The organism is Arthrobacter terrae (genome assembly GCF_015708085.1).
Taxonomy (GTDB): Bacteria; Actinomycetota; Actinomycetes; order Actinomycetales; family Micrococcaceae; genus Arthrobacter_M; species Arthrobacter_M terrae.
The window spans coordinates 123,735-146,039 of the sequence record NZ_JADNYM010000007.1 but is presented as its reverse complement, the minus strand read 5'-3'; the positions used below and the strand labels follow the sequence as shown (position 1 = coordinate 146,039).

Sequence of the window (22,305 nt, the reverse complement as noted above, 5' to 3'; positions counted from 1 at the left end):
GCAGCCTAACGGCGATGCACGCCAGATGCCATTGATGAAGGGAACTGGCCGTGACCGAAGCACGGATTGCCGGACGCCGCTCAGCCGGGGCGAAGACGCTGGCAGAAAAGGTCTGGGAGGACCACATTGTCCGCAAGGGCGAGGGTACGGGCGACGCTGCCCAGCCGGATCTGCTCTACATCGATCTTCATCTAATCCACGAGGTCACCTCCCCGCAGGCCTTCGAGGGGCTGCGCCTGGCCGGCCGCCCGCTGCGACGCCCGGATCTGACCATTGCGACGGAGGATCACAACACCCCGACGCTGGCGATCGACAAGCCGATTGCGGACCTGACCAGCCGGACGCAGATCGAAAAGCTGCGCGAAAACTGCCGTGAATTCGGTGTCCGGCTGCACTCCCTCGGGGATGCCAACCAGGGCATTGTGCACATCATCGGCCCGCAGCTCGGGCTCACGCAGCCGGGCATGACGGTGGTCTGTGGTGACTCGCACACCTCCACGCACGGGGCGTTTGGCGCCCTCGCGATGGGCATCGGCACTTCCGAGGTAGAGCATGTGATGGCCACCCAGACGCTGCCGCTGAAGCCGTTCAAAACCATGTCCATCAACGTCGAAGGCACGCTGCGCCCGGGCGTGAGCTCCAAGGACATCATTTTGGCCGTAATCGCCAAAATCGGCACCGGCGGCGGTCAGGGATACGTGCTGGAATACCGTGGCTCGGCCATCCGGGCGCTTTCCATGGAAGCCCGGATGACCATCTGCAATATGTCCATCGAAGCGGGCGCGCGCGCCGGCATGGTAGCCCCGGACGAGACGACGTTTGAGTTCCTCAAGGGCCGCCCGCACGCGCCGCAGGACGCGGACTGGGATGCCGCCGTCGACTATTGGAAAACGCTGGGGACGGACGACGGTGCCACTTTCGACGCCGCTGTTGACCTCGACGCCGACACGTTGGAGCCATTCGTCACGTGGGGGACCAACCCGGGACAGGGCGTTTCGCTCAGCGGCAGTGTGCCGTCGCCGGAGGACTTTGGTGACGAGAACGCAAAGGCTGCGGCGGAGCGGGCGCTGGCGTACATGGATCTGGCCGCCGGCACGCCGATGAAGGACATCCGGGTCGACACCGTCTTCCTGGGCTCCTGCACCAACTCCCGCGTCGAGGACCTGCGTGCCGCGGCGGACATCATCCGCGGACGCACCAAAGACCCGAAGATCCGCATGTTAGTGGTGCCCGGCTCCGCCCGCGTCCGGTTGGATGCCGAGGCCGAGGGGCTGGACAAGGTGTTCATGGACTTCGGGGCGGAATGGCGCTTTGCCGGCTGCTCGATGTGCCTGGGCATGAACCCGGACCAGTTGGCACCGGGAGAGCGCTGCGCCTCCACCTCGAACCGCAACTTCGAGGGCCGGCAGGGCAAGGGCGGGCGGACCCACTTGGTGTCCCCGGTTGTTGCCGCGGCCACCGCGGTGCGCGGAACGCTCAGTTCGCCGTCGGACTTGCCCCCGCGCAGCGAGCCGGACACCGGCAGCCCGCTGGCCGATCCCGCCTTGCTCGGTCAGCCCGCCGAATCCCCGTACGCCGAGTCCACGGTCAGCTAGGAGACAGTCATGGAGAAATTCACCACGCACACCGGAATCGGCGTCCCGCTGCGGCAGAGCAACGTCGACACGGACCAGATCATTCCCGCCGTGTACCTCAAGCGCATCACGCGCACCGGCTTCGAGGATGCGCTGTTTTCCAGCTGGCGCAAGAATCCGGAGTTTATTCTCAACCAGAAGCCCTTTGACGCCGGCTCCGTGCTGGTCGCCGGCGCTGACTTCGGCACCGGGTCCTCGCGGGAGCACGCCGTGTGGGCGCTGAAGGACTACGGGTTCAAGGCCGTACTCTCCTCCCGGTTTGCGGACATCTTCCGCGGGAACTCGGGCAAGCAGGGACTGCTGGCCGCCGAATTGGCCCAGGATGACATCGAGCTCATCTGGAAGGTGCTGGAGAACGCGCCGGGCACCGAAATCACCGTGGATCTGGACAGTAAAACGGTGCACTGCGGCTCCGTTGTGGCGCCGTTTTCCATCGATGACTACACCCGGTGGCGGCTCCTGGAAGGGCTGGATGACATCGGCCTGACCCTGCGCCACGAAGAGGACATCACCGCGTTCGAAGCCACCCGCCCGGCGTTCAAACCGACCACCCTCCCGGCGCGGACGTAGCCGCAGGATCGGGTACGCCCTGCTGGGACGTCATTCCCCGCTGAGATGCCGGTCAGATGGACGGATGCCATGGAAATTTCCACGGCATCCGTCCACTTGCATGGCCAAACACGGCGGTACGGAGTGAATGACGCCGCGGAACTGCACCATCCCGAGTTCATTGCGGCCGCAGCCCGGCGCCCAGCAGCCGTTGACGCAATAGGTCGGGGTTGCTGACCTCGGGCCACATCCAGCGGATTACCCGCAGCCCCGTAGCCCTGATCCGGTCCTCGCGGATCTTTTCCTTCCACAGCGCCTCCGCCGGTAAATCGCCAGCGAGGTATTCGCCACGCGAGTACTTGACCCAACCATCAAATTCGCCGACTAATCCGAGCTCATTCCAGTAAAAGTCCGTGTAACCGATCCGGCCCTGCCCATCCCGAACCTCGTGTTGTAGCTCCGGTGCAAGGAACCCGAACTGCTTCATGTAAGCGCGGCTTAGCGATTCGCCTGGTGAGCCTGAGAGCCCGTCAGCGAATGACAGCACCCGTTCAACCCGCCTGATGTGGTTTGCATGCGGTAGGAGCTTCATGGAGATTTCCATTTGGCTCTTCTGGATCGGGCCGGATCTCCTTTCTCCCACTAACAGCCGCGGGGACAGGATCCTATCCATTGCCGCAACGGCCTCTGGAAAGGGCAGAACCACCGCGAGATCACGTGCCGTCTGTAGCTTGGACGTCACGATCAGCCCGTCTACCCGCGCCGTGCAGACTTTCGCCAGATCTGCCCGGTGCCGGTGAACGCCCGCCCCTGAATGCCCTCCGCCCGACCGGCCCTCATAGGTGTCCACAGTTGCCGGAATGGTTATGACGGGGATTCCCCACATTTGCGCGGCTGCACGATGGCAGAAAATCGGAGCCGAACGCGCTGTGCGGTGAACGGCCTCGATCCGCATCCGATACTGTTCCCAGGGCTTGAGGTTATGCCAGACCGTGGTCGGCCGGAACAACCCTTGCCGGACCCGCGTGAGCTCGCCGGACTTGGCGCGGCGGGACAGCCTGCGCGAGAAATATTCGTCGTCCGGGTCGTCCGCCGAGGTGATCCAGAGTGGTGGTGTGAAGTTCCTCATTCTGAGCAGACTGCCGGTTTGCAGCTGACTAAGCCATCGGTCTGTACTGATTGTGAACAGCGAGACCCCGCTATGCCCGTGTGGTGGACAAGTGACGTGGGAATTTCACGGGCGTTCGTCCATCTTCACGGCAGAACAGGATCGACGGCGGTGGCACAGCGGGGAATATAGTGCTCCGGCGCGGCGACACGGGAGTATTTCAGTCTGCTTAGCGGAGAAACTATGCTTAGTCGAGGCCCTCGCCGTATCCGCGGGCCAGCAAAGTGTGAGGAAACTGGTTATTGATGAGTAGCGTTCTGACGGTTCGTGGCGGTGTGCCCCTGACAGGGCGGGTAAAGGTTCGGGGAGCCAAAAATCTGGTCCCGAAGGCCATGGTCGCAGCCCTACTGGGTAATGAGCCCTCGGTTCTGCGCAACGTTCCGGAGATCAAGGACGTGGAGGTGGTCACCTCCCTGCTGCAGATCCACGGCGTGACCGTCCTCAAGGATCCGGTCACCGGAGACCTCACGCTGGATCCGCAAAACGCCAAAACGGCACCCAGCACGGCCATCGACGCCCACGCGGGGGACTCGCGTATCCCGATTCTGTTTTGCGGCCCGCTCATCCATGCGATCGGCGAAGCCTTCATCCCGGATCTGGGCGGCTGCAAAATCGGCGACCGTCCCATCGACTACCACCTGAACGTGCTCCGGCAGTTTGGCGCCGTCGTCGAAAAGCGTCCGGGTGGCATCCATATTTCTGCGCCGAAGGGCCTGCATGGAACCAAGATTTCCCTGCCCTACCCCAGTGTCGGCGCCACCGAGCAGGTGCTGCTCGCCGCTACCCGCGCGGACGGCATCACGGAGCTGACCGGCGCTGCCACCGAGCCGGAAATCGTGGATTTGATCTCCGTCCTGCAGAAAATGGGCGCCATCATCAGCGTCCAGACGGACCGCACCATCCGCATTGAAGGCGTCAAGGAACTCCGTGGCTACTCGCACCGGGCCCTGCCGGACCGTAACGAGGCCGCGTCCTGGGCTTCGGCGGCGCTGGTCACCCGAGGTGACATCTACGTGGCAGGCGCGTCGCAGCGGGACATGATGACCTTCCTGAACACGTACCGGAAGATGGGCGGCGGGATGGACATCAATGACGACGGCATCCGGTTCTACCATCAGGGCGGGAAATTAAACCCGCTGGTGTTGGAGACGGATGTGCATCCCGGTTTCATGACGGACTGGCAGCAGCCGCTGGTCGTGGCGTTGACGCAGGCGGAGGGCGTGTCCATTGTGCATGAAACCGTTTATGAGAACCGTTTCGGCTTCACCGAGGCGCTGGTGCGGATGGGCGCCAATATCCAGGTCCACCGAGAGTGCCTTGGCAGCGTTCCGTGCCGCTTTGGGCAGCGGAATTTCCTGCATTCGGCCGTCGTCTCCGGGTCCACCCAGCTCAAGGGCACGGACATTGATATTCCGGATCTGCGCGGCGGTTTCAGCCACCTGATCGCAGCCCTCGCCGCCACCGGAACGTCCCGAGTCACGGGCATCGACGTGATTAACCGCGGCTATGAGCGTTTCACCTCTAAGCTGGAGGGTCTGGGAGCCGATTTCGACGTCCAGAACAGCCGCAAATCCACACCGGCTGCACAGATCAGCCGCTAGGAGCACATCGTGGTGACCGTACCTAAGCGCCTGCCCAAACGCGCCCGGATCTGGATCGGGGTGGCTGCCTGGGCCCTGCGCCCGTTGGCGAACATCCTGATGCGCAAGCAGTGGCTGGGGCTGGAGAAGCTGCCCAAGGGCCAGGGCTTCATTATGTGCCCCACGCACTGCACCGAGATCGATCCGATCGTTGTCGGCCACATGCTGTACAACCAGGACATCATGCCGCACTTCATGGCCAAGGACGGGCTTTTCCGCACCCCGGTGGTGGGTACGGTGCTTCGCGGTGCCCGGCAGATACCGGTGCAGCGCGCGGGCACTACCGCCGGGAAGTCGCTGGAGCTGGCCCGCGAGGTGCTGGGCGAGGGCGGTGCCATCATCGTCTACCCGGAGGGAACCCTTACCAGAGATCCGGACCTGTGGCCGATGCGCGGGCACACCGGCGCGGCCAGGCTGGCGCTGATGACCGGCGCCCCGGTTGTTCCGGTGGCGCATTGGGGCGCGCAGGAGGCGTTTCCCCGCTATGCCAAGCGGGTGCACATCTTTCCCCGCAAAACCGTCCGCGTACTGGTCGGCGATCCGGTGGATCTGAGCCGCTTCAAGGACGCTCCGCTGGACCGGGCAACTCTGGACGCGGCCACCACGGTGATTTTGGATGACATGACGGCTCTGCTGGCCCAGCTTCGCGGCGAGCAGCCGCCGGCGGTGCGCTGGGATCCCAAGGTCCACGCGCAAACGTCGCACGGCCGCGACGTGGAGCGCCGGAATGGCGGCCCCGCTGCGGGCGGTGCGGGTAGTAAGTCCGCCGGTGGAGAGGCGTCCGACGGCGGAACTTCCGCGGGCACGCAGCCCACCGGAGACGCCTCGTGACCCTCCAGCCCGACACCGCGCACCGTCCCGCGCCCATGAAGATTGCTGTCTTGGGCGCCGGCAGCTGGGGGACAACCTTCGCCAAGGTCCTTGGCGACGCAGCCACCGGGACCGATCGCGCCATTATGGTCTGGGGCCGCCGCGCCGAAGTGGTGCAGGAAATCAACTCCAGCCACCGCAACAGCCGGTACCTTGCGGATGTTGCGCTGCCGGAAAGCATCACCGCGTCCACGGATGTCACCGAGGTGCTCCATGGCGCAGAACTGGTAGTCCTTGCCGTTCCGGCCCAGTCGCTTCGGGCACAGCTGCACACGTGGGCGCCGCACGTAGCGCCTGCCGCCGTGGTTGTTTCCCTGATGAAGGGGCTGGAAGTGGGCACGGACGCCCGGATGAGCCAGGTCATCGCGGAGGAACTCACACTGCCCGCGGAGCAGATCGGCGTTATCTCCGGGCCCAACCTAGCGCTGGAAATTGCACGGCAGGAGCCCACCGCGTCCGTGGTGGCCTGCGCGCATGCGCAGACCGCGGCGTGGATTGCCGCGGTCTGCACGCCGCCATACTTCCGCCCCTACACCAACACCGACGTAGTGGGCGTGGAGATCGGCGGCATCGTCAAAAACATCATTGCGCTGGCCGTGGGTATCTGCGACGGCAAGCGCATGGGGGATAATACCAAGGCCTCGGTGATCACCCGCGGACTGGCCGAAACCACGCGGCTGGCTTTGGCGCTCGGGGGCGAGGCGGAGACCATGGCCGGGCTCGCCGGGCTGGGCGACCTCGTGGCCACCTGTTCATCCCCGCTGAGCCGCAACCGCACAGCGGGCCGGCTGTTGGGCGAGGGGCTGACACTGGCACAGGTGGGTGAGCGCATGACACAGACTGCCGAGGGGATCAAATCCGGCCAGGCCGTGCATGATCTGGCGCGCCAGCTGGGCATTGAGATGCCCATTACCGAAGCAGTGGTTGCTGTGCTGGCTGGAAAGCTCTCCATTGACGAACTTGGCCCCCTGCTGATGAGCCGGGACCTGAAATCCGAAGGTGAAATCCAAGCGTGAGTACCCGCAGCAACCAAGCGTCCGCCTCCGGTTCCGAATCCGTCCGCCGGCCCCGGGTTGCAGTCCTCTTCGGCGGCCGTTCCAGCGAACACGCCGTCAGCTGCGTCACCGCAGCCGGCGTCCTGGGCGCCATTGACAACGAAAAATACGACGTCATTCCCATCGGCATCACCAAGACCGGGCAGTGGGTGCTCGCCTCGGGGGACCCGACCACCTGGTCACTGAGTTCGGGGCAGCTGCCGGAAGTTCCGCCGTCGGACGCCACCGTTTCGCTGACCGGAACCGGCGGCACACCACAGCTCATCGTGACCGCGCCCAACCAGGTCCCCCAGGAACTGGGCGAAGTGGACGTGGTCTTCCCAGTCCTGCACGGCCCATTCGGCGAAGACGGGACCGTCCAGGGACTGCTGGAACTCGCCGACACCCGCTACGTTGGCGCCGGTGTGCTGGCCTCTGCCGTCGGGATGGACAAGCACTTCATGAAGGTGGTTTTTGCCGCCGCCGGGCTGGACGTGGGGCCATACATTGCCGTCACGGACCGGCAGTGGACCAATGATCCGCAGACCGTGCGGGACAGCGTCGCTGCACTGGGCTTCCCCGTCTTCGTCAAACCGGCCCGCGCCGGCTCCTCAATGGGCATCTCCAAGGTGGACTGTCTGGCGGAACTGCCCGCGGCCATCGAAGAGGCCCGGCGGCACGATCTGAAGCTGGTGATCGAAGCCGGAATCTCGGGCCGCGAAATCGAGTGTGCCGTGCTGGAAGGCCGGGGGAGCAACGTACCGCGGACGTCCATGCCCGGAGAAATAGTGGTGGCCGACGCGAGCCACGCGTTCTATGACTTCACCGCCAAGTACGTCCAGGATAACGCCGCTGTTCTCAGCTGCCCCGCGGACCTCCCGGCCGAGGTCGTGACGAAGATCCGCGACCTCGCCGCCGTCGCCTTCGACGCCGTTTCAGCCGAAGGCCTTTCCCGGGTGGACTTCTTCTACACGGACGAAGGCGAAATCATCATCAATGAAATCAACACCATGCCCGGGTTCACGCCCAAATCCATGTACCCGCAAATGTGGGCCGCCACAGGGCTGGCCTACCCAGACCTGATCGACGAGCTGCTCCAGCTGGGGCTGAACCGGAAAACCGGGCTGCGGTAGCGCCTGCGCGCAGCGGCGCCGGCCGTTGAATCGAGCTTCGCCAACACCTACTTCGTCGGTACCGCGGTCTCATCGGCGGGGCCCAGGCACTTGCGCTGCGCAGGAATCTTCGCCGCCGCGCTGGAGAGCTGGGCCAGCACCGTGCTGGACGGGATCTTGTCCGGATCCAAGACCACTTCCGTGGCGGGCGTGCGCCCGTACGTGGTCAGCGTCCAAGCGGATGCTTCCTGCTTAATAATCCAGTCCACGCCATTGACGCCCACGCAACGGTCCGTCGTCGGGCCCGGGACACTAACGCCGCAGCGCAGAATTACCAGCGAGGGGTCCCCCCAAGCAGCGGTGGCCTGTGTCGTGGTCGGGCGAAGAGCGGCGTCGCCCAACACATCCGGCAGCGCAACCATCATTGGCGCGCAGGCCGGGTTCGCCGAGTCATGTGCAGCCGACACTTCCACAGCCGGTGTGCAGCCGGACAGCGCGACGACGGCGCCCGCGGCCATTACTGTCAGCGTCAGCAGCCTGGGGAGACGGAGGGGCGGAAAAAAAGAGGCGTGGCGGTGACCGGTACGGACGAGCGGGAGCATCCTTCAAGGCTACCGCCCGCCGGGCAGTCCAAAATGCGGGATTGAAAGGTCATGAGCGCTGTTCATGCTGTACCATGGAGAAGTTGTTGCGCTAAGTTACGAAACTCCGCGATTCACACCGCTAAAGTTTTTGAGTCCGTCGCGCAGTGCGTGTCTACCCGGTCGTCTCAGCCGGTCCACGCAGATTCATAACTTCCAAGTCGCAATTTTAATTCCTCAGGGGGGCCATTGGTTAGCAGATCCGGCAGCAGAACGGGCGGCACGCGAGCCGCCCTCTGCTTTGTCCTGGTTGCCTTACTGCTGGCTTTTTTCAGTTCCCCGGCAATGGCTGTCAGCGACGGCGACCCGGCTTCGACTACAGCGGTTGCGCTTTCAGACGATGTGATTCATACGCCGTTGACCCCTGCGCCGACCCCCAGCCCTGCGCCGACCCCTAGCCCTACGCCGACGACTCCTGCGCCGGATCCTAGCCCTGCTCCGGAGATTCCTGCGCCGGATCCTAGCCCTGCTCCGGAGATTCCTGCGCCGGATCCTAGCCCCGCGCCGGAGCCTCCTGCGCCGATAGTTTCTCCGGAGCAGCCCGTCGAGACGGTGCCCTACGTTGCACCCTATGTTGCTCCGGCCGTACCCTACGTTGCTCCGGCTGAGCCTGACGTCGCTCCCGCCGTACCGTACGTTGCTCCCGAGGATGTCCCCGCGGCAGAAGATACCCCTCAGGTAGACCCTGATACGGCGGCCGAGCCAACTGCGGAGGCGGCAGCGACGCAGGAGGCCACCGCCAGTCCCACCGCAAAAGCCAAGTCGAAGCCCTCCGCCACGAAGAAACCCGTCTCAGCAGCGGGTGGAAAATCCGGCGGCACACCCAAAATTGACGCCAGCCTGGCCGCAGACACCGGTAGCCCATTGCCGGTGCAGCTGCTGACCATCGCGATCCTGCTGGGTCTGGGCTTCTTCTACTTCAGGGTGTTGCGCAGCAACGGCCGCCGCGGTCCGCCCGCGTCCGCGAAGTAGGTCACAGTGGCCATCGCGAAGCAGTTCACACAGCAGTCAAGAAAACAGCAGTCATGCACCCAGCAATCAAGACCAGTCTGGTCAGGTACCGCGGGGTCTAGCACAAGGCAGGAGGAGCAAGAGCGGGAAACCGCCGATGTCTCCGGGAACCCTCCTTTGAAAGTTCTGCTGCTGGCTCATTCGTATTGGCCCGAGCACAGCCCCCCGCAGCGCCGTTGGAGCGCTTTTATCAGAAATTTCCGCGATGCCGGCTGGGACGTCGACGTTGTAACCCCGGTGGCCCATTTCCCGGTTGGCCGCCGCGAACTGCCCCGCAGCGAAGCGGGCGTACCTTTCCGCAGTCAGAGCGGCCGCTTCGGCGAACGCGTGATGCGCGTTCCTTTCATCCCCCACGGTAATTCCCAACTGGCCCGCTTGATTGATCAGTGCTTCTCGGCCGCCATGTCCATCCCCGCCAGCCTGCTGCGGAACCGCCCGGACGTCGTCGTCGCCACCGCCCCCAGCCTGCCCATCCTCGCCGCCGGGTTCATTGTTTCGCGCATCCGCAGGGTGCCACTGATCGTGGAAATGCGTGACGCGTGGCCGGATCTGGCCCGCGATGCGCGGATGGTCCAAGGCAGCGTGAAGTCCGTGGTGGAACATGCGGTGGAATTCATTCAGAACCGCGCGGAGCTGGTGGTCACGGTCACCGAAGGCTTCGCCGCGACCCTGCGCTCGCGCGGCGTACGGAACGTTGCCACCGTCAGTAATGGGTTGGATGTGGACAAAATTCCCGTCCTCCCGGCCCCGGACCTGGCTAAAGAAACTTTTACCGCCCTGTACCTGGGGAATCACGGCGCCAGCCAGCGGCTGGACGTGATAATCCGGGCTAGTGCCCTGGTGGGCCACTCCATGCATCTGACGCTGGTGGGCCATGGCACGCAGCGCAAAGAGCTGGTCAAGCTCGCCCGTGAACTCGATGCGCCGGTGACCTTTTTGCCTTCCCTGCACGGGCCCAAGGTGCTGGAGCAGTACGCTAAGGCGGACACCTGCGTGGTTTCACTGCGGGATGACTGGAAATCCTTCGAAACCACCGTCCCTTCCAAAACGTACGAGGTGCTCGCCATCGGGCGGCACGTCACGGCGGTGGTCTTGGGCGAAGCGGAGCGGATTGTCCGCGATTCGGGCGCTGGAGACGTAGTGAAGGCCAGCCCGGAAGCGATCGCCGCGCTGTGGCGCACATTGGCGGCGGACCGCGGCAACTTGATCCGCAGCGAAGGCAGCCGTCAATGGGTCAAGGAACACGCAGACTATACCCAGCTTTCCGGCCGCTACATGGAACTCATCTCCGAGCTGTCCGGCAGATCCGCAGACGCATTTTGAGCCAGCAGTTCCGCAATATTAGCCTTGCCGCACGCACTGTGGCAGAGCATCTCACGGATGACCCAATCCTGCTGTGCCTGCAGATTCTGCGCCGGCTCCCGGCCCGACTGGTACGGCGCCCCGCTCTGCTCATCTGTCGACTCGCCCGCACGAACTCCACCTCCGCGACGGTCCTGCTGGCCTGCATTGCTGCCGGGGATACCGCAGGGCTGCAGCGCCGCTTTGCCGCCGCAGTCGCCCGTGGTTTGTCCGGACAGCAGGCGCGCCGGGCCGCGGACGTGGCCCTCGTTGCCAATCTTCCGCAATGGGCAGACCAGTTACTGGCGAATGTCCTTCCGGGCACGTCACGGCTTGCGGCTACTGAGGCGCGACGGCGTTGGTACGGCGGCGCAATGAGCCAAGCCGTCGCTGTGCTGGGGGGAGAGACGGGCGCGCTGGCGCGTCAGCATGCCCGCTTGGCCGCCGAGCTCGCCGTCTTCTCCGGCGCCGCTGCGCCAAAGCTGAGGAGCCCGAAACGGAGTGCAGCGGGCGCTGCGGTTTCAAACGCTTCAGCGCCGATTCCGTCTGAAAAACGTGTCCTGCATCTACTCACTAACTCGCTCCCGCACACCAACAGTGGCTACGCCCAGCGCACGCACTCCATCCTCGTGGCGCAGCAGGCCGCTGGCTGGGGTGTCCGCGCCGTCACCCGGCTGGGCTACCCCGTCCAGGTCGGCAAGATCCTGGCTAAGGGGACCGACGTGGTGGACGGGGTGCCGTATCAGCGGATGCTTCCGGGTCGGCTGGCAGCCGGAATGGATTCGCGGCTGCAGCAGCAGACCGAGGAGCTATTGCGGGTCGCCCGAGGCTTCCGCCCCGATGTGCTGCACACCACCACGCATTTTGTGAACGGTCTGGTAGTCCGTGAGGTTGCTAAAGCGTTGGATATCCCCTGGGTTTACGAGGTCCGCGGCCAGCTGGCGGACACCTGGGCTGCCCGCCGCGGACCCGAAGCAAAGGACAGCGAACGCTACCGGCTTTTCCAGGAACGCGAAGCCGAGGTCATGCAGAGCGCGGACCTGGTTGTGACTCTAGGGGAGACGATGAAAGAAGCGATTGTTGCCGCCGGTGTCTCCGCGGACAAAATCATCCTCGCGCCGAATGCAGTCGGCGGCGACTTCCTCAAAGAACCCATGAATCCGCAGGCAGCACGACGGGCACTTGGCCTGCCGGTGGACGCGCAGTACATCGGAACCGTCAGCAGCCTGGTGGACTATGAAGGCCTGGACGATTTGGTCTCTGCGTTCGCTCTATTGGCGCCGGAGCACCCGGACCTGCGCCTGCTCATAGTCGGCGACGGCGCGGAGTTCGCGGCCCTGCAGACACAGGTCCGCGGCCTAGGCCTGACAGAGCGTGCCATATTTACCGGTAGAGTACCTAGAGATCAAACCGTGCTTTACCATCAGGCGCTAGATATTTTTGTTGTCCCACGCAAGGATCTGGACGTTACCCGAGCCGTTACTCCGCTGAAACCAGTGGAAGCACTCGCTAGCGCTCGCCCCGTGGTGGCAAGCAATTTGCCGGCGTTGCGGGAAATAGTGAACGATGGCGTCAACGGAACATTGGTGCCGTCCGAAACACCCGCGGCGCTGGCCGCTGCGATTCGCCGGCTGCTGGAGGATGAGGCCCTGCGGCGAGATTTCGGCGTTCGTGGCAGGACTGCCATGTTGCGGACCCGCACTTGGGCCGCCGACGCAGCCACTTATGGAAGGGCATATCAGCAGTTGAGGAAGGTCAGTTAGTGTCCACAAAACAAACAGCCCTGCCGGAACCGGCAGCTGTGGTTCACCTTTCCGTGGATATGGGCAAGCTGACTCGTGTTGGTGCGCGCCCAGGATTTTTGGACTACCTGGTACAGCTGTGGGATTTCCGGCAGTTCATCTTCTACGACGCTCGTGCCCGTGTGCAAAGCGGAACCCGACGTGACAAGCTCGGCAGCGCGTGGCTGTTGCTGAACCCGGTTTTCAATGGGCTTACTTACTACCTGATTTTTGGATTGCTGCTGCATACAAGCGGCGGTATCACGAACTTCATTGGTTACTTGGTTATTGGTATCTTCATGTTCCAGCTCAGCGCAGGCTCCATCACTAATGGTGCTCGATCCATCCAACAAAGCAAGTCAATCATTCAAGCCTTTAACTTTCCCAGGGCGGCGCTACCAATTGGTGTGAATCTGCGTGAGCTGATGGCCAACGTGCCACTGCTCATTGCCATGCTCCTAATCGTGCTCGTAGCACCGCCTGCGGAAACGATTTCATGGCTGTGGTTGTTGTTGATTCCTGTGGTGGTCCTGCAATTCGTCTTCAATCTTGGCATCGGTCTGATTTTGGCCCGGGTGATTGCCAAGGTCCATGACGTCACCCATTTGCTGCCATTAGCACTGCGGGCTGTTATGTATGGTTCTGCGGTGTTCTATTCCTATGAGAGGTTCATCGACCATCCGTTCATCCTCACCATGATGAGGATGAACCCGATATTCATCGTGATTGACATCGTCCGTGACTGCGTTCTATACGGTAGGGTCCCGCTGTGGCAGTCGTGGGCTGCTCTGTCGTTGTGGGCGCTGGGTGCCCTAGGCGTAGGGATTGTCTTCTTCTGGAAGGGAGAGGAATCCTATGTCCGTGGATGAGCAAGTGATGTACGCGGAAGGTTCCCCTTGCGTGGCCGTGGATCGAGTGGCCATGCGCTATCGCGTAGCCTCTACGGAACTGCCAGTTCAGACGAACACCCGCGGACATCTGTGGCTGTCGCGCAGGAGGTCACCTCGTTCTAACCTCGTCACGGTCAAAGCTCTCAATGAGCTGTCATTGGTAGTGGGTCGCGGCGAATCCCTAGGCGTGATCGGTCGCAATGGCTCCGGCAAGAGCACCTTGATGAAGCTGGTGAGTGGCCAGATCAGGCCTAGCAGCGGCGCGGTCTACGCCTCGAGCACCCCCATCATGCTCGGGGTCAATGCGGCTTTAGTGCCTGACCTTTCCGGAGACCAGAACGTGGTTTTGGGCTGTCTGGCAATGGGACTGAGTCGTGACGAGATCGACCATAGTTTTGACACCATCGTTGAACTGTCGGGACTAGAGAAATCCATTCACTTGCCGATGAAGTCGTATTCCTCGGGGATGTCCTCACGGCTGCGATTCGCCATTGCAGCAAGTGTGGATCCGGAGATTCTGCTGGTGGACGAGGCGCTAAATACGGGGGACGCACAGTTTGCGGATCGGAGCAAGCGTCGGATGGACGAACTGCGGGAGAAGGCCGGTTGCGTTCTGCTGGTGAGCCACAGCGTGGAGACAATCACAGAAATGTGCACTCGGGCCATCTGGCTGGACAAGGGCGACTTGATTATGGACGGTCCGCCCCAGAAGGTAACCAAGGCCTATAGGGACTTCACCCGACACCTCTCCAAGGGCAACAACGTTTCCGCCTCGAAGATCCTGGAGGAATCGCGGGCAAATCTTGTTGTCACCGAGGTCATGGAACGCGTTCCTGGACTCCGGAAGAGTGAGGCTAACGGACATGCATAAAGTCGCGGAGTTGCGGACTGCCCTGTGGCACCTGCGCAGTGGAGGCCTTGGTCAAGTCAAAATCTGGCGACGAAGACTGAGGGCGGAAGCAGGCTTTCGCACCCCGGATAACATTCGAGGGGCGGAAGCTTGCTGGTCAGGTCGCGGCAAGAAAAAGCGCCTGTCCTTCGCACCGGTCGCATTGCCCGTTCGAATCCCTAGGCGAAAAGACATAACTGCCGCTGTGATTTTGGACGACTTTTCGGACGTAGCTCTTAGATACGAGTGGCAGCAGGTTCGCCTCACCCTCGAGGATTGGCGCAGCCAATTATCGGCACAGTCAGTGGACCTGCTCTTCGTTGAATCCGCCTGGAGCGGAAATGGGGGGGCTTGGAAGTACCAGTTGACAGGGGCCTCGGGTCCAAAAACGCAGTTCTCAGAACTTGTATCTTGGTGCCGTGATAAGGGAATTCCCACAGTTTTTTGGAACAAAGAAGACCCTCCACACTACGGAGATTTCCTGCCTGCCGCTCGCATGTTTGACCACGTGTTTACCTCAGATGTTAACAGACTGGCCGACTATAAGCGGGATCTGGGACACGCCAACATCGGCGTTCTGCCCTTCGCTGCGCAGCCAACCGTTCATAACCCCATCAGGCCTCGGCACGGATGGCACTTCAGGGACGTAGCGTTCGCGGGGATGTACTTTGCTCACAAATACCCCGAACGTAGGGTACAGATGGACATGATCTTAGGGGGAGCCATGATGGCGAGCCCTCGGCTAGCGACGGGTTTGGAGATCTTTTCCCGGGAGCTCGGAGGAGATCCCAACTACCAGTTCCCGGCCCCCCTGAGCTCCGCAGTGGTGGGATCGCTGACCTACTTGCAGATGCTCACCGCCTATAAAGCCTACAAAGTTTTTCTAAACGTCAATTCTGTAGTTGAGTCGCCAAGCATGTGTGCGCGCAGAATCTTTGAGATAACGGCCTCGGGAACTCCCGTAATCACTACCCACAGCGCGGCCGTTTCAACTTTTTTTGCTGACGACGAGGTCATGGTCACGGAAACCGCCGAGCAAACGGGTCACCTCCTTCAGGCGTTGATTAAAAGCCCTGAGTTGAACGATCGCGTAGTGCATAAGGCGCAACGGAGAATTTGGGACGAGAATACTTATGCCCATCGTGCCGAAGCAGTCATTGCCATGGCGTTGCCCGGCCGTTCGCATCCGGTGAGAACACCAACGGTCAGCGCTCTGGTGAGTACCATACGCCCGCACCAGTTGGACTCAATTTTCGCTGCAATCGCTTCTCAGCGCAACGTCGAGGTCGAACTCGTACTACTCACTCACGGTTTTGTTCTGGAGCAGAGCGAGCTAGATCACCTCATGAAGCGGCATGACGTCGACTCAGTATGTCTTTTGAGTGCGGCGGCCTCTACGCCCTTGGGCGAATGCCTCAACTTGTGCGCACGAGCATCGTCTGGCGAAGTGCTTACTAAAATGGATGACGACGACTACTACGGTCCGAGCTACATCCGCGATCAGCTACATGCCTTGAAATTTTCCGATTCAACGATTGTCGGCAAGCAGGCGCACTATATGTATTTGGCTCGTCGCAATATCACGATTTTACGGTTTCCGCATAAAGAGCATCGCTTTACTCGAATGATAATGGGTCCGACGATCATGGGAAATAGGCAGGTATTTCTAGATGTTCCGTTTCGCTCTCTGGGAAGTGGTGAAGATAGCGCCTTCCTCGAAGATATCATCAGCGCCGCAGGTACTATCTATTCGGCTGACCGTTTCAACTATTTTCAAGAAAGAAGCGGATTGGATCACACATGGAAAATTTCGGATGATGAACTAGTCGCATCTGGGCAAGTAAGGTTCTTTGGTAGACCTGAGGAACACGTAACAATATGACAGGGTGTAAGGAAATGCGGAATATCTCGACGGTAGCCGTTGTGGGGCTCGGGTACATCGGGTTGCCGACAGCTGCAATTTTGGCTACAAATGGGCTCCAGGTAATCGGAGTTGACGTGAACCAACGCACAGTTGATGCTGTCAACGAGGGGAGGGTCCCTTTCGTCGAGCCGGATCTCGGCATACATGTTGCAGGCGCAGTTAGCAACGGAAGCCTGAAAGCGTCGACGGCGACACCGGCAGCCGACGCTTTCATCGTGGCAGTACCTACGCCGTTCAAGGAAGACCACACGGCAGACCTGAGCTACATCGAGGCAGCCGCGCGTGGGATTGCTCCTGTATTACAGGGAGGTGAGTTGATCATTCTCGAATCCACCTCCCCACCGCGTGCTACGCATCATTTGGCGGATTACCTGATTCATCTCCGCCCAGATTTAAGCCTGGATGGTTCAGGAGGTAAACCGGCGATTATGTTGGCGCACTGTCCGGAACGCGTACTTCCCGGCAAAGTCATGATCGAGTTGGTTACCAACGACAGGATTGTCGGCGGAATTACTCCAGAGGCTGCAGAAATGGCCCGAGACCTGTACGCCACCTTCTGCCAGGGCCAAATCCTTATCACAGACGCTGTCACAGCAGAGATGGCAAAGCTGGTGGAAAATTCCTATCGGGATGTCAACATTGCTTTCGCCAATGAACTGTCCGTGATCAGCGACAAGCTCAACATCGACGTCTGGGAGTTGATAAGGCTTGCAAACCATCATCCACGGGTCAATATATTGCAGCCCGGTCCCGGCGTGGGAGGGCATTGTATCGCGGTGGACCCGTGGTTCATTGTCGCCGCTGCTCCCGATGAAGCCCGGCTCATCCGGACCGCACGCGAAGTGAACGATGCCAAGCCGGGCTGGGTTTACAACAAGGTTATTAAGGAATTGGCGACGCTGCCCATAAATATCGAGCTGTCCGTGCTCGGGCTCGCGTTTAAGGCGAACATTGACGATCTGCGGGAATCCCCAGCCATCGAGATTGCAGCCCGGTTAGCTAATGGTCTCCCTGGACGAAGGATTAACATAGCAGAACCGCACGTTGACCAGTTACCCGCCCAGTTGGCGGAATATAGCAACGTGGCTTTGACAAGTATTGAAGACTCTGTCTGCCGCTCTGGAGTGGTGGTGGTGCTAGTGGACCATGATCAGGTTAAAGCATTGCCGGCGGAACTGCTTAGTGGCAAGTGCATAATTGATACTCGGGGAGCAGTCGACGCATGACTTCATATATTGCCCAGGAGCAAGGAACTGTCGGGTTCAGCCGTTCGGTGGAAGTCCTCGCAGACATGGAATTGGGCAAAACTATTATTGCCATCGTCGGTGCGTCCGTCTCGCGGGCCGAGCTACAGACCCTGGATTCAGATCTGATTCTCGTCCACAGCGCAGAAGAGTTCCTCGCGTCAGGATTTGTGGCTGCTGATGCCTGCCTTGTAGTTCCGTCTGGTCTGAATTTAGCTAGGAAGCTAGTCGCTGATGGTCTTATAAATTTCAATTGCCACCTCATCTGGGCTTTCGGCCTGCCAGTTATTCAATCACTAGATGTCCTACAGACCGTCGACCTGCCTGAGGGGAGTCTTGTCTGTGGGTTCGGTGGTCTAAGAGAGGCCGCACTTTTAGTCACTGCTCGGAACAATCATGGCACTGAGGGAAACCAGTTCCTTGACGAGGGGTATGACGCGGAAAGCTTCCGTGCAGGCATACGGGTAGGAGTGCACAGTGCGGCTCTCTCCGCTGTCCATGAGCAGGGCGCAGCCGAGTGCCCCTCCCACGGGGACCTTAGCTCCGCCAGCCGTCTTCTAAATGAGCTTAGATTAAGACACCTGAATTTGCTTCAAACGCTGGGACCAACTATGGATGCAGTCCCGCATTCATCTGAGTTGCCGGGCCCTCCAGAGGCAGTGCAACTAGAGAACGAACTTATTTTACTGAAGCGCCGCCACGACGCCCTTGAGCGAAAGTACAATTCGCTCGCTGGATCGAGACTCGGCCGGCTAACGCTGAAGCTGTGGGACCGTAAGCGCTTTGACGCGCCCGCCAGCAACGAGCTAAAGGAGCCAAAATCATGACGCACATCTCCAACGAGGTCAATCTTCCTGGGCGACTGCCGGTCAATCCGACGGAGGACATAGACTACGGTTCGCGAATGTTTACAAATTCGGCAGCGCGGGCCGCGGAGATTGCACTGCTTGTCCGTCATACCGCCCCGACGCAAACTAAGCCCGTAGACGTTGATCCGGACGGATTGCTCGCAGGTGTAACTGTAGTTATACCGAGCTTCCAGGGGGTCGACCGAATTGAGACCTGTCTTGGCTCGCTGATGGACCAGGAGTTGGACCCCAAGCGCTTCGAAATCATCTTGGTCATCAACGGCCCAGATGATGGGACTTTTGAGCTTGCTCAAGTACTAAAAGCTCGACATTTGGAACATTCACTTCGTGTTCTGTTTCAGGCTGAAGCCGGAGCCGGCGCAGCCCGCAACCTCGGTATCGCAGCTGCGCGCTACAGCTACCTCACATTCGTGGACGACGACGATTATGTCGGACCTCTTTTCCTCTCTGCGCTTTTAAACAGTGCCGGACCAAATTGTGTTGCAATTGCACCTATATACAACGTGGATGTGGAAGGGCTTGAAGATGCCGAAAATTCGTTGAACAAGCAGATCTTGGCCCGCGCGGGTAATCCGTTCAAGTTGACCGCTGCCAGTAGCCTAGTTGGCTTTAACGCCTGTAAGCTGTTCCCTACGGCTGCCATACTCCATACGCGATACTCGGAAGGGCTGCGTAGCGGGGAAGACATTTGTTTCATGGCATCCGTCGCGACTGCACACGCTTTCGATGCGGTGGTAAGCAGCAAAGATCGAACGGGTGCTTATTTTCGGACACTCCGTGATGATTCTATTTCCCGGCATCCGCTCGATTTCGATTTTGCAGTGCAGCAGCGTTTGGACGTGATTGCAGACTTGGAAAGCCTTCGACCTTGGGATGGCTCCAACAATGATGCGTTGTTAACCACATTAATCAGGTCACAGGCGGGTTTCATACAGCGGTATCTCAGCGATCACACAAATGAGCGCGAACGAATTATTGGGACGATCGACGCGAGTGGGATTCGAAACTTTCCTTGGCCAAAAATAAACGATAATCTTGCGCAAGATCTTGTGGTTAGTTATTGTTTTGCCCCGTATTCCGATACAAGCGCCACTGTTGCATCAAAAGCAATTGTTGAGCGAGGGAAAATAGTCGACGTAATTTATAACAATATGAATAAAGTACGCCGGGTTGACTCTAATATCGAGACCATTGCGGGTCGTTTCATAGATAAGTCCTTCGAGATCGATGCCCCCGCTTCCTTTGCTGGTTGGAAGCAAATTTCGGAGTTTGTTGCCAAAGGCATAAGCGTGGCCGATCGGCAGGACGCTCGGAACGGTGGCTACAAAAGTCTCTACAGCCGCGTTTTGTGGACCGGCTCACATTTTCTGGCTGCCTTATTCAAGCTGAGGCATCCGGCTGTGAAATGGACTGCTGAGTTCTCCGATCCTCTCAGCCATGATGCTAAAGGAGAACGTCGCAAGGGCGATCTCGTGCGAGATGAGATGTTTGAGGCATTTAACCGAGGCATAGTCTCGAAAGGCTATGCTTCGCTGGCGACCGACAACCTTTTCACCTGGTGTGAGCACATCACTTACGTACTGGCCGACGAAATCATCTTCACGAATGCAAACCAGTTGGAGTACATGCTGAGCAATATTTCTGACAAGAGGCTCCGCCGGTTGGTCGGGGAGAAAGCGATAGTGCGAGTACATCCCACGCCGCCTCCGCGCAGCTACCACGTTATGCAATCGGACTATCAACTTTCCAGCTCAGTAGTGAATGTTGGATATTTTGGAGCTTTCTATGACAATCGCGGTCTCATGGATGTGCTGACAGCCTTGGTCAATGCTCCTGTCCAAGTACGACAGGAGCTGCGGTTGCACGTCTTTACAAATAAGGCCAAAGATCTTTCCGAGACGGTTCAGCGGCTAGGCCTGACCGGAATTGTAAAAGCACAAGGTTACAGGCCCTATTTGGAGTTTCTGAATCTCTCTACGCGCTTTGATGTGCTGCTCGTCAATGATGTTGAGCGAACAGGGGAACTTCCTATTAATCCGTTCCTGCCGTCTAAATATTCGGACTATTTGGGGTCGGGGCGACCAATTTGGGGCCTCGTGGACGAAGGCAGTCCGCTCAGTTCCCGCCAGCTGGAGTATCGATCGATGGTGGGAGACTCAGTATCAGCACTCCGGACTATAAAATCCATCCATTCGGATTGGTACGTGGAACGGTCGAGTTTAGGACAACTCGGATGTGAGGCGGGCTGATGGCAGATATTCGGTTTGATCGTGTGGAGATTAAAGACTGGCGCAAACTTATTATCCGCGCAACTATTAATGAAAGGGGGGCGCGGGACACCTCTTATGATTTATGGTTTGAGTTCAGTGAACCCATCTTTGTATCAAATGAATCAATTGGCGTGGCGATGTCCACGCTATGTGGAAGAAGTTACGATAATATTTTTTTTGATTTACCAATGGACCCTGAGACTGTGCTTGAGATTGCGCACTTCACGAGCGCTAGTGTGTCGTCGTCGGAAGTACAGTGCAAAATTCCGGGAAAGCGGAGTGGGCATTTACTTAGCTTTAGTGGTGGCTTTGATTCATTAGCTGCCAAGGCTCTAATGCCGGTAGATACGAAATTGGTGTCAATGGATTTTGGTGGGCGATTTGCAAGAGAATCGAGATTTTTTAATACTTTTGACACGCTAACTGTGACGACAAATGTTGTGGATACTCCATTGCGTTACAATTCATGGTCGTTCATGGGGATTGGTGCCATACTCGCTTCTGACCACTTCCGTGCCGAATATCATACTTTTGGCAGCATCTTGGAAGCCGGAGCGGATAATCTGCGGCTTGCGCCAGAGGCAGCAAAAAATAATACGTTTGCTCCCTTCGCTGCTGCAGGTTATTTGAATGCACCATTTGTACTGGGGCTGACGGAAGTCGGTACGCTCGTCGTGCTTGCTCGTCATTACCCTCAAATATTGGGGGACTCCTTGGAGTCTCTCGCTACAGCTGGGGAAGAAAAGCGCTACCGGAAGCAAGTTCTAACAGAGTTGGTCAGTAACCGACTCGGACTGCAAATCGACTATCCCAAGGTGGCTAAGCGATCCACTCCGCACTTTTCTTTCGGCACGAACTTTGCGCTTGATTTTCTGTCTCTCTACGTAATTAAGCACGGTAGTCCAGAATTGGCTGCGGAGCTAGTTTCAGGCATTCCCTCTGAGGTGGTCGACCGTGCCAACGAACTGGAGATGTCTTTCTATGAAAATGCTAACCCTACCCTCTACCAGAATTTTCCGCGTTCCCAGTTCGGAGGACTGGCCGGTCGTCTCGCAGAGTCTGGTATTTCCTTCTACACTGAGAGGGACTGGTCTGATTTCGCCGCGGTTAGGGCGTTGTTGTCCAAATATCATCAGATCGTGCTAGCGTGAGCGTCAGATCCTGGAAAGGATTTTAAACTTAGGTCCAAGGTATTGCCTCTGTAGCGCTTCGCGTTTGGGAGTGGTTAGGAGGTCTAATGCGTATAGGCGTCGGCCTTCACTTGAGAGCGAGCATAACGATCCTCTATCTCATACTGGGAGGAATTTCGACTCTGCATCTGTTACTGGCGCCTGCCTGGTCCGCGGCCCCGGCAGCGTTGAGTCTCTGGTCCGATCTGCCTTCCTTGGCTTGGGTACGGGGTGACGGCAGCGCCATGAGGCGGCAGGTCTCTAGCGCT

General features: G+C 59.6%; 18 protein-coding genes. 16 read left to right on the top strand and 2 right to left on the bottom strand.

What is annotated here, in order from left to right:
• Positions 1–50 precede the first annotated feature (50 nt).
• On the top strand, positions 51–1,595 hold the full coding sequence (gene leuC / locus IV500_RS07200; protein WP_312875851.1) for a 3-isopropylmalate dehydratase large subunit: 1,545 nt from the start codon (positions 51–53) through the stop codon (positions 1,593–1,595).
• A 9-nt stretch (positions 1,596–1,604) separates the two neighbouring features.
• Positions 1,605–2,204 (top strand): 3-isopropylmalate dehydratase small subunit, encoded by a 600-nt coding sequence (leuD, locus tag IV500_RS07195; protein WP_196396116.1) that lies wholly within the window; start codon positions 1,605–1,607, stop codon positions 2,202–2,204.
• 157 nt (positions 2,205–2,361) lie between these two features.
• Here the strand turns inward: leuD and IV500_RS07190 are convergent, their stop codons facing one another.
• The gene (locus IV500_RS07190) at positions 2,362–3,312 is read right to left on the bottom strand and encodes a hypothetical protein (RefSeq protein WP_196396115.1); all 951 of its coding nucleotides are present in this window, start codon (positions 3,310–3,312) and stop codon (positions 2,362–2,364) included.
• A 284-nt stretch (positions 3,313–3,596) separates the two neighbouring features.
• On the opposite strand from IV500_RS07190, the gene murA reads away from it, so the two are divergent.
• The 4 genes from murA to IV500_RS07170 all read left to right on the top strand — a co-directional run bounded on the left by murA (position 3,597) and on the right by IV500_RS07170 (position 8,028).
• Entirely contained in the window at positions 3,597–4,952 is a 1,356-nt protein-coding gene (murA, locus tag IV500_RS07185) for a UDP-N-acetylglucosamine 1-carboxyvinyltransferase (protein WP_196396114.1), read from the top strand.
• 99 nt (positions 4,953–5,051) lie between these two features.
• Positions 5,052–5,822, top strand: coding sequence for a lysophospholipid acyltransferase family protein (locus tag IV500_RS07180; RefSeq protein WP_196396165.1), 771 nt, complete (start codon positions 5,052–5,054; stop codon positions 5,820–5,822).
• A gap of 35 nt (positions 5,823–5,857) precedes the next feature.
• On the top strand, positions 5,858–6,877 hold the full coding sequence (locus tag IV500_RS07175; protein WP_196396164.1) for an NAD(P)H-dependent glycerol-3-phosphate dehydrogenase: 1,020 nt from the start codon (positions 5,858–5,860) through the stop codon (positions 6,875–6,877).
• Positions 6,874–8,028, top strand: a complete 1,155-nt coding sequence (locus IV500_RS07170; RefSeq protein WP_196396113.1) for a D-alanine--D-alanine ligase family protein — start codon at positions 6,874–6,876, stop codon at positions 8,026–8,028. The genes IV500_RS07175 and IV500_RS07170 overlap by 4 nt, the downstream gene beginning before the upstream one ends.
• A 47-nt stretch (positions 8,029–8,075) precedes the next feature.
• On the opposite strand, the gene IV500_RS07165 is transcribed toward IV500_RS07170, so the two are convergent.
• A complete protein-coding gene (locus IV500_RS07165; protein WP_196396112.1) occupies positions 8,076–8,609 on the bottom strand; it encodes a DUF3515 family protein in 534 nt (177 codons plus the stop codon).
• 591 nt (positions 8,610–9,200) lie between these two features.
• Here IV500_RS07165 and IV500_RS07160 point away from each other — a divergent pair.
• The 10 genes from IV500_RS07160 (at position 9,201) to IV500_RS07115 (ending at position 22,018) form a co-directional block, all read left to right on the top strand.
• Entirely contained in the window at positions 9,201–9,620 is a 420-nt protein-coding gene (locus tag IV500_RS07160; RefSeq protein ID WP_196396111.1) for a hypothetical protein, read from the top strand.
• A gap of 156 nt (positions 9,621–9,776) precedes the next feature.
• Positions 9,777–10,982, top strand: coding sequence for a glycosyltransferase family 4 protein (locus IV500_RS07155; protein ID WP_196396110.1), 1,206 nt, complete (start codon positions 9,777–9,779; stop codon positions 10,980–10,982).
• Entirely contained in the window at positions 10,979–12,763 is a 1,785-nt protein-coding gene (locus IV500_RS07150) for a glycosyltransferase family 4 protein (protein ID WP_230854612.1), read from the top strand. The genes IV500_RS07155 and IV500_RS07150 overlap by 4 nt, the downstream gene beginning before the upstream one ends.
• On the top strand, positions 12,763–13,650 hold the full coding sequence (locus tag IV500_RS07145; RefSeq protein ID WP_312875850.1) for an ABC transporter permease: 888 nt from the start codon (positions 12,763–12,765) through the stop codon (positions 13,648–13,650). The genes IV500_RS07150 and IV500_RS07145 overlap by 1 nt, the downstream gene beginning before the upstream one ends.
• A 109-nt stretch (positions 13,651–13,759) precedes the next feature.
• The gene (locus IV500_RS07140; RefSeq protein ID WP_376770192.1) at positions 13,760–14,542 is read left to right on the top strand and encodes an ABC transporter ATP-binding protein; all 783 of its coding nucleotides are present in this window, start codon (positions 13,760–13,762) and stop codon (positions 14,540–14,542) included.
• Entirely contained in the window at positions 14,535–16,442 is a 1,908-nt protein-coding gene (locus tag IV500_RS07135) for a glycosyltransferase family protein (protein ID WP_196396108.1), read from the top strand. Before IV500_RS07140 ends, IV500_RS07135 begins: the two co-directional genes overlap by 8 nt.
• 14 nt (positions 16,443–16,456) lie before the next feature.
• Positions 16,457–17,710, top strand: a complete 1,254-nt coding sequence (wecC, locus tag IV500_RS07130; RefSeq protein WP_196396107.1) for a UDP-N-acetyl-D-mannosamine dehydrogenase — start codon at positions 16,457–16,459, stop codon at positions 17,708–17,710.
• Complete coding sequence (locus tag IV500_RS07125; RefSeq protein ID WP_196396106.1) at positions 17,707–18,555, top strand: hypothetical protein; 849 nt, start codon at positions 17,707–17,709, stop codon at positions 18,553–18,555. Before wecC ends, IV500_RS07125 begins: the two co-directional genes overlap by 4 nt.
• Entirely contained in the window at positions 18,552–20,846 is a 2,295-nt protein-coding gene (locus IV500_RS07120; protein WP_196396105.1) for a glycosyltransferase, read from the top strand. Before IV500_RS07125 ends, IV500_RS07120 begins: the two co-directional genes overlap by 4 nt.
• Positions 20,846–22,018 carry a hypothetical protein gene (locus IV500_RS07115; RefSeq protein ID WP_196396104.1) on the top strand — a complete coding sequence of 391 codons (1,173 nt, stop codon included), beginning with the start codon at positions 20,846–20,848 and terminating at the stop codon, positions 22,016–22,018. The genes IV500_RS07120 and IV500_RS07115 overlap by 1 nt, the downstream gene beginning before the upstream one ends.
• Positions 22,019–22,305 lie beyond the last annotated feature (287 nt).

Excerpts from the sequence above, each read along its gene's own strand:
- IV500_RS07115 (WP_196396104.1), top strand. The coding sequence starts at position 20,846 with ATGGCAGATATTCGGTTTGATCGTGTGGAGATTAAAGACTGGCGCAAA.
- IV500_RS07190 (WP_196396115.1), bottom strand. The coding sequence starts at position 3,312 with ATGAGGAACTTCACACCACCACTCTGGATCACCTCGGCGGACGACCCG.
- IV500_RS07135 (WP_196396108.1), top strand. The coding sequence starts at position 14,535 with ATGCATAAAGTCGCGGAGTTGCGGACTGCCCTGTGGCACCTGCGCAGT.
- wecC (WP_196396107.1), top strand. The coding sequence starts at position 16,457 with ATGCGGAATATCTCGACGGTAGCCGTTGTGGGGCTCGGGTACATCGGG.
- IV500_RS07175 (WP_196396164.1), top strand. The coding sequence starts at position 5,858 with ATGAAGATTGCTGTCTTGGGCGCCGGCAGCTGGGGGACAACCTTCGCC.
- IV500_RS07180 (WP_196396165.1), top strand. The coding sequence starts at position 5,052 with ATGCGCAAGCAGTGGCTGGGGCTGGAGAAGCTGCCCAAGGGCCAGGGC.
- IV500_RS07125 (WP_196396106.1), top strand. The coding sequence starts at position 17,707 with ATGACTTCATATATTGCCCAGGAGCAAGGAACTGTCGGGTTCAGCCGT.
- murA (WP_196396114.1), top strand. The coding sequence starts at position 3,597 with ATGAGTAGCGTTCTGACGGTTCGTGGCGGTGTGCCCCTGACAGGGCGG.
- IV500_RS07120 (WP_196396105.1), top strand. The coding sequence starts at position 18,552 with ATGACGCACATCTCCAACGAGGTCAATCTTCCTGGGCGACTGCCGGTC.
- leuD (WP_196396116.1), top strand. The coding sequence starts at position 1,605 with ATGGAGAAATTCACCACGCACACCGGAATCGGCGTCCCGCTGCGGCAG.
- IV500_RS07165 (WP_196396112.1), bottom strand. The coding sequence starts at position 8,609 with ATGCTCCCGCTCGTCCGTACCGGTCACCGCCACGCCTCTTTTTTTCCG.